The sequence below is a fragment of the Oleidesulfovibrio sp. genome (assembly GCF_047973035.1).
GTDB lineage: Bacteria > Desulfobacterota > Desulfovibrionia > Desulfovibrionales > Desulfovibrionaceae > Oleidesulfovibrio.
Genome location: NZ_JBKEBF010000039.1, coordinates 22609 through 35427 on the forward strand (window position 1 = coordinate 22609; position 12819 = coordinate 35427).

A 12819-nucleotide genomic window follows, 5' to 3' on the forward strand; every position below is an offset into this window, starting at 1 on the left:
GGCGGGGACACACTTGGTGTTTACTTTTTTGTGGCAATGCTAAGTTTAACTCGCCAGTTTCGGAAAGAAGGTAAAAAGTAACGGCGCGAGAGGGTTGCCCTCCTGCGCCGTTTGGGGCTTGATGATGTTAGCCTTTTATAATGCTTCGGCTAACAGTTCTACGATGTGTTTTGCGCACATTGCAGTATTAGGGCCACGCCGGATACCGTCACGCAGTAGCATGATACAGCCTGGGCAGGCTGTGGCAATGCGGTCTGCACCGGTTGCTGTGCGTCATCAATTTTTTTGGCCTGAATGGACTTTGAGCGCTCCATATGAGCGATGCAGTATGTACCACCCAGTCCGTAGCAGGCTTCAGGTTGCTTCATTTCTTTACAATAGACATCTGGAATAAGTGAGGGCAGTTTGCGCGGCTCTTCCGTAACTCCCTGCGCTTTCCTTAGGTGGCATGGGTCATGGTACGTCACCGTGGCGGGCTTTTTACGGTTCAGCAACCTGGACAGTTGCTCTTCACCCACGACGTTGACCAGATAGGTGATTATGTCCGTTGTGCGGGCGGCAATGTCGTCCAGATCGGCCTTCAGTTCTGCGTTATCGCCCAGCACCTCGTGATACCCGTGCTGAAGCATATGGCCGCATGAAGCACAGGTTACCACGATGGGGCCACGTGTTCCGGCAAGAGCTTTAACATTACGCTCTGCCTGCTTACGTACGGAATCAGCGTCTCTGCTGACCAGCATGGGCATGCCGCAGCATGCCTGTTTTTCCGGTACGGTCACAGTTACACCTGCTGTATTCAGCAATTTTACGGTGTTGTCCGCAATCTCAGTCATGGCGTAATTGGCCATGTATCCCGTGAAGTATATGACCTCCGGCTGACCGGCGTTGCCTGCCCTGCGGACACGGCTGCGGAGCGGCTTGGATGCAACCTTGGGAACATATTGATTACCATCTACCAGAGGCAGGGCAAATCGCGGCAGCAAGCCGCTGTCTTCGGGAATTCCCCTGAAAACCAGCGGCTGAAGAACTGCATCGATCCTAGCACCTAGATCCAAAGCCATACCGGGTTGTGTAAGCGTCTTTCCCAGAGCCTTTTTGACAAGAGGCAAGCCCAGTTCATCAGCAAATGTCCGGCGAACGGCCATAATTACTTTGTCGGCTCTGGCTCCGCTGGAACACTGGCTGGCGCAGCCTGTGCACAGCAGGCTGTTGTCAAAAGCTTCACGTACACGTGGCGTCAGCTTCAGATTACCCTTAGAACTTCTACCGCTATGGCAATTTTGCCGCGGGCAGTATAGCGCTCTGCGGGTTCTTCCCTGAAGACTGGACAGACCGTGCGACACTATCCGCAGCGGATACATTTATGCGCTTCTTCCTGCGCGATAGTAAGAAGCCGTGAAAGATCGGCAGCTTTTTTTCTAGACATGGCACTACACCTCGCGGGGCATTACTTTGCCGGGATTAAGAATGTCTTTGGGGGCAAGCAGCTTTTTAAAGCTGCGCATCATGGCAAGGGTCGGGGCATCTATATTCCAGTGCAGGTTATGCGCCTTAACGCAACCGATGTCATGTTCGGCTGCGATGCGCCCTTCAATCTCCACAACAGCTTTGATAACTTCATCCTTGGCAACCATCGGGAAAGGCCTGCCGCCTTTGCCGATGGTCATGCCTATATGAATGTTGCCATCACCGTAATGGCCGAAGTTTGCAATGATGATGTTGTGGCGTTCTGTGATTTCGTCCAGTTTGCGGATCATCTGGGGAATGCGGGCGATGGGCACAGAGATGTCGTCATTTTCCCACTGGTTGGAGATTTCCGTTAAAGCAAAAGACAAAGCCCGGCGGGCTTTCCACAACTCTTCGCGGTCTGTTTCGGTTTCTGCCTTGCGGAAAGTGATGCAGTCGTAGCCTTCGCAGGCTTTCTGGATTTTTAATACGTCAGAATCAAGAGCAGCTTCTGCTCCGTCCACTTCCATTAACAACAATGCTCCCTCTTCCGGAGTAGCTTCAAAACTGGTGCTTTTTACTATTGCTTCAACCGAAATGCGGTCGAGGAACTCCAGCATAGCAGGGCGTACGCCGGTGGCGTATACGGCTTTTACGGCCTCGGCTGCCTTTTCCAGAGTAGAGAATGTGGCAGTCATGGTTCGACGGGCTTCGGGTTTAGGCACAACTTTTATGACGGCCTTGGTGATGACATCCAGCGCACCTTCAGAACCGACAAAAAGCTCTGTCAGGTTATACCCCACGACGTCCTTGATACACTTAGAGCCGGTACGCACCACTTCGCCGGTGGGCAGAACAACCTCAAGTCCCATTACATACTATTTGGTTACGCCGTATTTAACAGCTCGGATGCCACCTGCATTTTCAGCAATGTTTCCGCCGATAGTAGAAAAGCTGGTGGATGCAGGATCGGGAGGATACATCAGGCCAATTGTGTCTACAGCAGCCTGCAAGTCCTTTGAGCCGAGCTTGATGACTAGCAAGTGGAAGTCAAACTCATCTGCGAAAAAATGAGACTTGTAGCGGAATATTAGATTCTTTAAAAAAATATTGTTAAAGGCCTATGATATCGTCGAAGTACAGGCAGGGTGAGCAGTTGTCAGAACAGAACAGCAGCAAAAAAATACATAATTAGCCGAACAAACGTTAATTTTTGAAGCACCTGATCACAAATAATTAGGCAAAGCACTCGTATGCCGCTGCCGCCGTACTGGATGACGGGCGGCAGCGGGCGGGGCATAAGGGCTAGTCGTCGGGATGACAACCAATCCTGCGGGCGATTTCTTTGGCAGCTGTTCGGCCTGCTCCCATGGCTAGGATGACCGTTGCTGCACCTGTTACGATGTCTCCACCTGCGAACACACCGGACATGCTTGTTTCACAGGTTTGCTTGTCTACCTTAATGTAGCCCCACTTGTTCAGAGCCAGTTCTGGCTCAGCTTCAAGCAAGACTGGATTTGAGCGTGTTCCAACGGCGATGACGGCTAGGTCTGTGGACAGTATCAACTCACTTCCTTTTATAGGCTCAGGCCGCCGCCTGCCTGAATCATCAGGCTCTCCCAGTTGCATCTGCTGAAGTCTTATGCTGCCCAGATTACCTTCTTCGTCAGGCATGAAGGCAATAGGAGAGCATAACTCCTGCATTTTTATCCCTTCTTCTATGGCATGATCTACTTCTTCGTGGCGTGCCGGCATTTCAGCTACAGTGCGCCTGTAGACGATGTGGACAGAATCGGCACCAAGCCTTCTGGCTGTTCGGGCTGCATCCATTGCTACATTTCCGCCGCCGAATACGGTTACTCTGCGACCCTTGATTATAGGGGTATCAAAGTCGGGAAAGCTGTAAGCTCTGCCCAGATTGACACGGGTAAGGTATTCATTGGCAGAAAAAACGCCATTTAGGTTTTCGCCGGGAATGCCCAGAAACTTGGGTAATCCGGCACCGACTCCAATAAAGACCGCTTTGTAGCCAGCAGCAAAAAGCTCTTTGATTGAGAATGTCTTGCCACCTACGCGGTTGCGGACAAATTCAACTTCAAGCTCTTTCAGTGCGTTGATTTCCTTGGCGACGATTTTTTCCTTGGGTAGCCGGAATTCCGGAATACCATAGACAAGAACACCGCCAAGCTCATGCAGCGCTTCGAAAACAGTCACTTTGCATCCACGGCCAGCAAGATAACCTGCAGCAGTCAGGCTGGCAGGGCCGCTGCCGATGCAGGCAACCTTTTTTTCAGGGTCGATAAGCGGACATTCTGGCTTGCCGGTGATCAGTCCGCAGGCATCCCGATGCATATACTCGTCAGCAACAAAGCGTTCCAGCCGGCCTATAGCTATTGGATGACCTTTAACATTCAGGATGCACTCACCTTCGCATTGAATTTCCTGCGGACAGACTCGGCCGCACACAGCAGGCAGGCTGTTTGTGCTTTTAAATACGGCATAAGCGCTGTCTATGTCGCCTTGCGTAAGCTTTTCAATGAACTGCGGGATAGGAACCTCAACAGGACAGCCTTTTACGCATTTGGGTTTCTTACATTGCAGGCATCGTTCTGCCTCTTCCTTTGCCATTTCCAGTGTGTACCCTAAGGCGACTTCGTCGAAATTGCCTATGCGCTCATCCGGTGGTTGGTTAGGCATAGGGACACGGGGTCTTAATTGTTTTTTATTTGTTTTCATTACATCTGCACCTGCAATGATGATCGTATGATTCCCGCTCCAGAACTTTGAACGCTCCTAGACGTTGACGCAGTTCGGCAAAGTCAACCTTGTGTCCGTCAAATTCCGGCCCGTCTACACAGGCGAAACGGGTCTCGTTGCCTACAGTCACACGGCAGGCTCCACACATGCCTATGCCGTCCACCATGATCGAGTTCAGGCTGACAGTTGTTTTTACCCCGAAAGGTTCTGTTGTACGTGCAACTGCCTCCATCATGGGCACAGGGCCTACGGCGACAACTTCGGTAATGCTTTTATCGGCTTCCAGCCTTTCTTTAAGAAGTTCGGTCACCAACCCTTTACGCCCGTAGCTGCCATCATCAGTAGAGATGAGCACCTCTGGGGCAAAGGCTTTTAGTTCTTTTTCAAAAAGCAGCAGTTCCTTGGTTCGTGCACCGATTATGGCTACTACATGGTTACCCGCACGATGGTGGCCTTTGGCAATATGGTGCATGGCGGCTATACCGGTACCGCCGCCCACACAGATTACAGTGCCGCCGGACTCGATATGTGTGGCTTTGCCTAGAGGACCGCACAGATCAAGGATTTGGTCGCCCTCATTCAGTTCTTCCAGCAATGCGGTACTTTTACCTAACACCAGATATACAATGGTAATGGTGCCGTTTTCTTTATCCGTATCTGCGATGGTAAGGGGGATGCGCTCCCCCTGTTCACACACGCGGAGTATGATGAAGCTGCCTGGCTCTGCCTTTGCCGCTATATGCGGCGCTTCGATGACAAGCTTGCTTGTCTGCCCGAGAATCAGCCGTTCTTTTTTAACTATTGTATTGCTCATGATTCTTTCTGCCTGCCGTGTGCCCTAGAAGGGCCAGATCATGGGGATTAAAAGAACGCTCAGAATCAGGCTGATGATCTGCAGCGGCCAGCCGGCCTTGACGTAATCAAGGAAGGAGTACTTGCCGGGGCCAAGTACGATTGTGTTAGGCGGCGTAGCGACAGGGGTCAGAAAGCATGCTGAAGCGGACATGGCGATGCCCATGGCCAGCGGCAGCGGGCTGATACCGCTTTGCATGGCGATCGGAATTGCCAGAGGCGCCATAAGCGCAGCAGTCGCGGTGTTTGACATGAAGTTGGTGATACAGATGGTCAGCAAACAGGTGACGAACATTATACCGTACGGGTTGCTGACGTGCTGGACAACACTTTCTGCGATAAGGGCCGCTGCGCCGGATTTGTCCATTGCCGTACTCATGGAGAGCATGCCTGCAAACAGGAAGATGGTCACCCAGTCAATACTGCGGAAGGCTTCGCGCATGGTCATACAGCCTGTAATTACCACAAGGCATGCACCCAGTACGGCGGCAGTGACCAGCGGCAGAAAGTTGGTAGCCATAGCAACAACTACGAAAAGGAAGATAAGCAGCGACCAAATCATTTTTTCAGGACGCTTAGGCCGTTCGATTTCCTCATCGTCCAAATGGCATTCAGCGTCTGAATCAGGCAGCATGCGGTGTCCGATGAGTGCGTAGTACGCAATACCCACAATGAACAGAATGATGCCGAATTTTGCGAACTCAAAGAATCCGAAAGGCTGAATACCGGCAGGGCCCATTTTTTCCAGCACGGAGTTTATGAGGCCGTTGGGAGGCGTACCGACAAGAGTCATGGTGCCGCCAAGGCTGGCTGCAAATGCTACCGGCATCAGTACCTTGCCGGGGCGGATGCCTGCACTGGCGCACATGCCCATAATCATGGGAATTGCCACAACGGTGGTTCCAGTGTTGCTCAGAAAGGCAGATAAAACACCTACGGAGACCATGGAGAATATGAGAAGGCGTACCTCGCTGCCTTTTGACAGCTTAACGGTCATTTTGCCTACTTTGTCTGCAAAGCCTGTAATAAAGGTTGCCTCACCTACAATGAACATAGCCATGAAGATGACCACCCAGCTATTACCGAAGTTGGCAAAAGCCGCCTTTGCCGGAACGATATTGAAAATTGAAAGAGTAACAGGCACCAGCATGGCTGTGATGGGCAGCGGGATGACTTCTGTGAAAAAGAGAACAGCGGCTACTGCCAGCGTGGCCAGAGTAAGGTAAGCCTTGGTCATGTCCTGCCCGCCTTCCGCAGCGGCAAAAGCTACACCAAAAGCAATAATTAGAATGAAAGTTGTAAGGCCTAATATCTGCAATACGCGTTTCATTACTCTATCCTCCTGCCGGAAGGATTCATCCGGCTGGTTTTGGGCGCGTGAGGGGAGAGGGCCATCCTGCAGCAGGTGCGGGATGGCCAAATAACTGTCCGTATTAATGGCAGGAAATACGGACACCCTAGGTCGGGAGTTTAGAGGCCGTAGCTTTCTACAACTCCGGCAATGCGCTTGCGCGACTCATTAAAGCGTTGGGTGAGCTGTTTTTTGTACGCTTCCATGTCGGCAATGGGCTTTTTCGCAACACCGGAGTCCATAGCAGCTTGTGCCACCGCGGGGGTTTCCCACACCAGCACGCGTGGATCGAGGGGCTTGGGAATGACATAATCAACGCCGAACGTAAGTTCTTTGACGCCGTACATGTCGCAGATTTCAGCAGGAACGGGTTCTTTGGCCAGTGCGGCTAAAGATTGCGCAGCAGCTACTTTCATCTCTTCGTTGATTTCAGCAGCGCCTACGTCAAGCGCACCGCGGAAGATGTACGGGAAGCCGGAAACATTGTTAACCTGATTGGGGAAGTCGGACCTGCCTGTTCCCATGATGCAGTTCGGGCTGGCTTCCTTTGCGTCAGGGTAAGAGATTTCAGGGTCGGGATTCGCCATGGCAAACAGAATCGGGTCTTTTGCCATGGAACGGACCATGTCTTTGGATACAAGGTTCTTAGTGGAAAGGCCAAGGAACATATCCGCACCTTTCATTACGTCTGCCAGCGAGCCGGCATCCTGTGCCTGCGCAAAGAGCTTTTTATACGGGTTCAGGTCGGTGCGACCTTTGTGGATCAGGCCACGGGAATCGAACATGAAGATGTTGGCAGGATCAATGCCAAGAGCAACGTAGAATTTGGCGCAGGCGATACCGGCTGCACCGGCTCCCACGACAACAACCTTCATGTCTTCAACTTTTCTGTTTGTAATTTCCAGCGCATTAATAAGACCCGCACCGGAAATGACGGCCGTCCCGTGTTGATCATCGTGGAAAACCGGAATGTTCATTTCCCGCTTGAGCGTATCCTCGATGTAGAAGCATTCAGGAGCCTTGATATCTTCAAGGTTGATGCCGCCGAAGGTAGGCTCAAGGGCTTTTACAATTTCAATAATCTGGCCGGCGCTGGATGCTTTCAGGTTGATGTCGTAGACATCGATGTCGGCAAATGTTTTGAAGAGGACACCTTTGCCTTCCATGACAGGTTTGCCTGCCAACGGCCCGATGTTTCCAAGGCCCAACACTGCTGTTCCATCGGACACTACGGCCACCAGATTGCCGCGTCCCGTGTAGACTTCGGCAAGCTCAGGATTTTCTTTGATGGCTTTGCAGGCTTCTGCAACGCCCGGTGAGTATGCCATGGAAAGGTCTTTCTGGTTGCGGCAGGGTTTGATGGGGATAACCTCAACCTTACCGCGACGGGGGACTTCGTGATATTTCAATGCTTCTTCTTTAGTGAACAGAGCCATAGCGGAATCCTCCTGCTTGCTAGCGGTCAAGAGCGGGTTTTACGTACAATTCTCCGCCGTGGCAGTCGTTGATGACCAGCAGCGGAAAGTCTTTAACAGTAAGGCGGCGGATGGCTTCGGGGCCTAACTCTTCGTAGGCGACTACTTCAGATGCGGTGATGCACTGCGAAAGGAGTGCGCCGGCACCGCCGGTAGCGCCGAAGTATACGGCTTTGTATTTTTTCAATGCCTCCACAACATCCTGATTACGCTTGCCTTTGCCTATGCTGGCTTTGACACCGAGGCTGTGCATGCGTGGGGTATAAACGTCTACACGGCCGCTGGTTGTCGGGCCCGCAGAACCGATGGGACGGCCGGGAGGGGCAGGGGTGGGGCCTACGTAGTAGACAACGGAACCCTGAGCTTCAAAGGGCAGCTTCTCCCCTTTATCCAGCGTGTCCATCATTCGTTTATGTGCGGCATCACGCGCTGTGTAGATTTCGCCGTTCAGAAAAACGACATCACCGGCTTTCAGCTGCACCATGTCTTCATCACGCAGCGGAGTGTTCAGATAGTAGGTAGCCATTAGAATACAACCTCCTTGTGCCGCGAAGAGTGACACTGCACGTTGACGGCCAGCGGCAGACTGGCAATATGACAAGGATGCATGGCAATTTTGACAGCAAGGCAGGTTGTTTTGCCGCCAAGTCCCATAGGGCCTATGCCCAGCGCATTAATTTCATCCAGAAGTTCTTTTTCCATGGCTGCGATTTCAGGATCTGGATGAACCTCATCAATCCGGCGGAAAAGCGCTTCTTTTGCCAGCGTAGGCGCAAGGTCAAAGGTGCCGCCTATGCCTACCCCCACGATTGTAGGCGGGCAGGGGTTGGGGCCGGCTTCTGCCATGCGTTTGACGACAAAGTCTTTAATGCCCTGCCAACCTTGAGCAGGAGTAAGCATGGTGCAGCGCGACATGTTCTCGCTGCCACCGCCTTTGGCCATGTAGCGGATTTTCAGGGTATCGCCTGCGACAATCTCGGTATGGATAACGGAAGGCGTATTGTCGCCGGTGTTTTTGCGTGTCAGCGGGTGGCACATAGACTTACGCAGGTAGCCTTTGTCATATGCTTCCACCATAGCGGCGTTCAGGGTGTCTTTCAGTGTGCCGCCTTCAATGCGTACGTCCTCACCCATCTCAACAAAGAAGATGGCAACGCCGGTATCCTGACAAAGGGCAAGCCCAGTTTCGGCGGCAAGGTCTGCATTTTCGAGCAGTTGGCGCAATACCTCTTTGCCGGAGTCTGTGCTTTCCTGTGCCATGCAGGTTTCAAAAGCGTTGTATACGTCTTTGCCAAGCACGCGGTTGGCATCCAGAATCATATCCCGTACGGCAGCGTGCAATTCTCCAGCTTTAATGCTTTTCATGGCAGCACCCCTTGTGTTGCAGTTTTTTAACCACGGATGCGGGCAGAATGCCTTTAACGGAGTTGACGGCCAGCATACGGCGCATGATACCCAGCTGGTCCTGAAGCGGAATCTTTTTGGGGCATACGTCTTCACAGGCTAAAAGCCCCATGCAGCCGAACACTCCGGCGTCATTGCCGATGAGGTCGTAGTAGTCGTCCTCGCTGCGATCGTCGCGGGGATCCATATAGAAGCGGGCGATGCGGTTAATGGATGTTGCGCCGATGAAGTTTTCGCGCATTCTTGCCGTTCCGCAGGCTGCGACACAGCACCCGCATTCAATGCAGCGGTCCAACTCGAATATTTCGTTGGCGAGCTGGTTTTCCATGCGGGTTTCTTCGGTGTTCGGATCAAACTCTTTGCTGGAGTGAATCCATGACTCAATGCGGGTACCTACGTCACGGAACCAGATGCCTGTATCAACAGACAGGTCTCCGACCAGCTTGAACACCGGTAACGGGTGCAGCACGATATGGTCGGGCAAGTCTCTGGTCTGCGTGTGGCAGGCAAGGGCAGGGCGTCCGTTGATGACCATGCCGCATGACCCGCAGATGCCCGCGCGACAACAGAAGTCAAATTGAAGCGAAGGGTCATGTTCGTCACGGATGATGTTCAGCGCGATGAACAGTGTCATGGAGTCAAATTCGGTAATGTAGAACGACTGCATGTACGGCTTGATGTCCGGAATGGCGGGATTGTACCGGAATACCTCTATGTGAAGTTTGCGACTCATAAAGAATCCCTCCTATGCCTTTTTCTTTGACTTGGTTTCGGGCTTGGCTTCAGCCGTAGTGTCGGGCTTTCTCAATTTTTCTTCCGGGATATCGGCGTAGATGATTTTTCCGCCGCCGTAGCCACGCTCACCGGGAGGCATTTCAAAGTAGGGTGAGGCTTCTTCGTATTTCAGCGTGGGCAGAGACTCGCCTTCTTTCCAGTAGGAAAGCGTGCGATTCAGCCAGTCGCGGTCGTTACGCTCGGGGAAGTCTTCACGGGTGTGAGCACCACGACTTTCCGTACGCATCAGCGCGCCGTGTGCGGTGCACAGTGCAAGCTTGATCATGCCGGGCACGCGAAGCGCCAGAGACATTTCCGGCGTGAATCCTTTGCTGTTGGATTGCAGACCGATTTTTTCAGACCGCTCAAGGAGTGCAACAAGCTTATCCACGGCGTTTTTCAGGTCTTTTTCATTACGGAAAATGCCGACACCTTCCATCATGATGTCCTGCATCTCGTTACGCAGACCGACGGCACTTTCTTTGCCTTTACGCCCTGAAGCGATATCGCTGATGCGCTGGCTCATTTTGGCTGCAGCATCGCGCATGGCCGCTGTGGAGAATGTCGTGGAATGACCTTGGAGGAACTCCACGATTTTTTTGCCGATGTGGCGACCGGCCACGACCGTTTCGGCCAGTGAGTTGCCGCCAAGACGGTTAAACCCGTGCATGTCCCAGCAGGCAGCTTCGCCTGCTGCGAAAAGCCCGTTCAGGCCGTAAGCCGCACCGTCTCTGTCTGTTCGTACGCCGCCCATGGAATAGTGTTGTGTGGGACGTACGGGAATGAGCTGATGGATGGGGTTCACACCGAGGAAGTTGGTGCAGATGTCATATACTTCGCGCAGGTTGGTGGTGATGTGCTTTTCACCGAGGTGGCGGATATCAAGCCACAGGTGGTCGCCGTAAGGGCTTTTTACCCCAAGGCCTTTTCGCATGTGCTCCGTCATACGGCGGGATACAACGTCGCGGGAGGCAAGCTCTGCTTTTTCCGGTTCGTAATCGGGCATGAAGCGGTATTCATTGACATCCAGAAGTGTGCCGCCATCACCGCGGCAGCCTTCTGTTACCAGAATATCGGTAGGCACGGTGCCTGTGGGGTGAAACTGGACAGCCTCCATGTTACCCATGGGAACGATGCCGGTATCCAGCGCGGCAATCTGACCACCGCCATCACAGATAACAGCGTTGGTTGTTGCACGGTAGATACGTCCGTAGCCGCCCGTGGCAATAAGCGTTGCAGAGGCAAAGTAGGCAATCAGCTCGCCGGTGCGCAGGCAGCGGGCGATACAGCCCATACAGGTTTGCCCGTCATGGATGATGGCTTCCGCCTGAACGCGGTCATGGATGTTTACACCGTACTGCAAGCAGATATTGTCGAGAGTGTAGAGAACGGAATGCCCTGTGCCGTCTGATGTGTAGCAGGTACGCCACTTGGCAGTGCCGCCGAAGGCACGGGCATGGATGAGACCGTGTTTTTCTTTTTTCTCTTCCGCTTCAAAAGGCTTGCCGCCTTTATAGTAGGTGTGTGTTCCGGCCACTACGCGGTTCCACGGCACACCCCAGTGGGCCATTTCGCGCATAACCAGAGGAGCGGTGTCGGCAAACAGTCTTGCTACTTCCTGATCACATCCCCAGTCAGAGCCTTTTACGGTATCTGCAAAATGAACATCTGGACTGTCTCCATCGCCCATAATGGCGTTACCAAGCGCAGCCTGCATGCCGCCCTGAGCTGCCGAAGAGTGCGAACGCCGTGGCGGTACGATTGAAAGACACACAACGTCGAAACCCGCCATAGCCGCTTCAACGGCTACACGCTCACCGGCAAGACCTGCGCCTATGCACAGAACGTCGGTATAAATAACTTGCATTGAACACCCCTTGCTGTGGCTGAATCAATTAAATCAGGTCAAGAAACATGAAGCGGGTAAGCGTAAGCAGGCCCACCGCAATAAAGCCGATCATCATGACGTTTTCTGCACGCTGGAACCACCTGCGGTTTTCGCGTGTAATGAAGCCGTATTTGACACCGATACGGTAGAAGCCGACGCCTACATGGATTTCAGCCATGGGCAGAAGCAGAAGGTAAAAAGTAAGCCAGCCATGCTGGATGCGGGCCGCACTTTTTTGTGCAGTGATGGGTAAGTCGGTGAGGATTACGTACATGTGGATACTGGCCATAACCAGAATTACGAGAGCCGTGACAACCTGAGCGAGCCACAGCCACGTGTCTTTATGGCGCAACATGCCTGCGTGCTTTATGAAAGCACGTTGTTCATTTGTCTGAAAAGGCATTTTGCGGCCGGCAAGAATGAAATGGAAAAGCATGAGAGCAAAAATGATGGGACCGCCCACTTGGGCCATATACGTGGCTTCAAAGAACCACGCGATGGCATTCATCAGTCTGGGGCTAAGGATGACGCTGGAAACCAGTAACAGGTGCGCCCATAAAAAAAGAATTAACAGGACGCCTGAGAGCATCTGGAGGAAGTCTAGCTTACCTGCCACTTTGCTCCTTTGGGGGACATGAAGCGTAACGGTGCTGGAGTTCATGTACTGCTCCTCGGAAAAGGTTCTGTTTTCCGGATATCCTGCGGGGGCAGGTATCCTCCCTTGCGGCTTGAGGCCACACAGTCGCGTCTTGCTACCTTTTACCGAAGGGGCAGCTAGAAACGCGGTGAACCTTATTCAGCACATGTCATGCCATCGTGTTGTATTGAATACATGTTAAATTTAAGGGTGTTGGAGAGTGTGCTAGTTGAGC

12 protein-coding genes are annotated in these 12819 nt (G+C 52.6%); all 12 read right to left on the reverse strand.

What is annotated here, in order from left to right; translation table 11 throughout:
• Positions 1 to 158: 158 nt before the first annotated feature.
• Positions 159 to 1361 (reverse strand): (Fe-S)-binding protein, encoded by a 1203-nt coding sequence (locus tag ACK5LI_RS13600; RefSeq protein ID WP_416950265.1) that lies wholly within the window; start codon positions 1359 to 1361, stop codon positions 159 to 161.
• A gap of 69 nt (positions 1362 to 1430) precedes the next feature.
• Complete coding sequence (locus ACK5LI_RS13605; RefSeq protein ID WP_416950267.1) at positions 1431 to 2318, reverse strand: FAD-binding oxidoreductase; 888 nt, start codon at positions 2316 to 2318, stop codon at positions 1431 to 1433.
• Between the two features lie 6 nt (positions 2319 to 2324).
• Positions 2325 to 2489 (reverse strand): FAD-binding oxidoreductase, encoded by a 165-nt coding sequence (locus tag ACK5LI_RS13610; RefSeq protein ID WP_416950269.1) that lies wholly within the window; start codon positions 2487 to 2489, stop codon positions 2325 to 2327.
• Positions 2490 to 2751: 262 nt separating this feature from the next.
• On the reverse strand, positions 2752 to 4182 hold the full coding sequence (gene gltA / locus ACK5LI_RS13615) for an NADPH-dependent glutamate synthase (RefSeq protein ID WP_416950271.1): 1431 nt from the start codon (positions 4180 to 4182) through the stop codon (positions 2752 to 2754).
• Positions 4169 to 5017: a sulfide/dihydroorotate dehydrogenase-like FAD/NAD-binding protein gene (locus ACK5LI_RS13620; RefSeq protein WP_416950273.1), complete on the reverse strand. Its 849-nt coding sequence runs from the start codon at positions 5015 to 5017 to the stop codon at positions 4169 to 4171. Before ACK5LI_RS13620 ends, gltA begins: the two co-directional genes overlap by 14 nt.
• Before the next feature lie 24 nt (positions 5018 to 5041).
• Positions 5042 to 6385: an SLC13 family permease gene (locus tag ACK5LI_RS13625; protein WP_416950275.1), complete on the reverse strand. Its 1344-nt coding sequence runs from the start codon at positions 6383 to 6385 to the stop codon at positions 5042 to 5044.
• A gap of 140 nt (positions 6386 to 6525) precedes the next feature.
• On the reverse strand, positions 6526 to 7842 hold the full coding sequence (locus tag ACK5LI_RS13630) for a malic enzyme-like NAD(P)-binding protein (protein ID WP_416950277.1): 1317 nt from the start codon (positions 7840 to 7842) through the stop codon (positions 6526 to 6528).
• Positions 7843 to 7861: 19 nt separating this feature from the next.
• Complete coding sequence (locus tag ACK5LI_RS13635) at positions 7862 to 8407, reverse strand: Fe-S-containing hydro-lyase (RefSeq protein WP_416950279.1); 546 nt, start codon at positions 8405 to 8407, stop codon at positions 7862 to 7864.
• Positions 8407 to 9246 carry a fumarate hydratase gene (locus ACK5LI_RS13640; RefSeq protein WP_416950281.1) on the reverse strand — a complete coding sequence of 280 codons (840 nt, stop codon included), beginning with the start codon at positions 9244 to 9246 and terminating at the stop codon, positions 8407 to 8409. The genes ACK5LI_RS13635 and ACK5LI_RS13640 overlap by 1 nt, the downstream gene beginning before the upstream one ends.
• Positions 9233 to 10018, reverse strand: coding sequence for a fumarate reductase iron-sulfur subunit (locus tag ACK5LI_RS13645; RefSeq protein ID WP_416950283.1), 786 nt, complete (start codon positions 10016 to 10018; stop codon positions 9233 to 9235). Before ACK5LI_RS13645 ends, ACK5LI_RS13640 begins: the two co-directional genes overlap by 14 nt.
• Before the next feature lie 12 nt (positions 10019 to 10030).
• Positions 10031 to 11926 carry a fumarate reductase flavoprotein subunit gene (locus ACK5LI_RS13650; RefSeq protein ID WP_416950285.1) on the reverse strand — a complete coding sequence of 632 codons (1896 nt, stop codon included), beginning with the start codon at positions 11924 to 11926 and terminating at the stop codon, positions 10031 to 10033.
• Positions 11927 to 11954: 28 nt separating this feature from the next.
• Positions 11955 to 12608: a succinate dehydrogenase/fumarate reductase cytochrome b subunit gene (locus tag ACK5LI_RS13655; RefSeq protein WP_416950288.1), complete on the reverse strand. Its 654-nt coding sequence runs from the start codon at positions 12606 to 12608 to the stop codon at positions 11955 to 11957.
• Between the last annotated feature and the right edge of the window lie 211 nt (positions 12609 to 12819).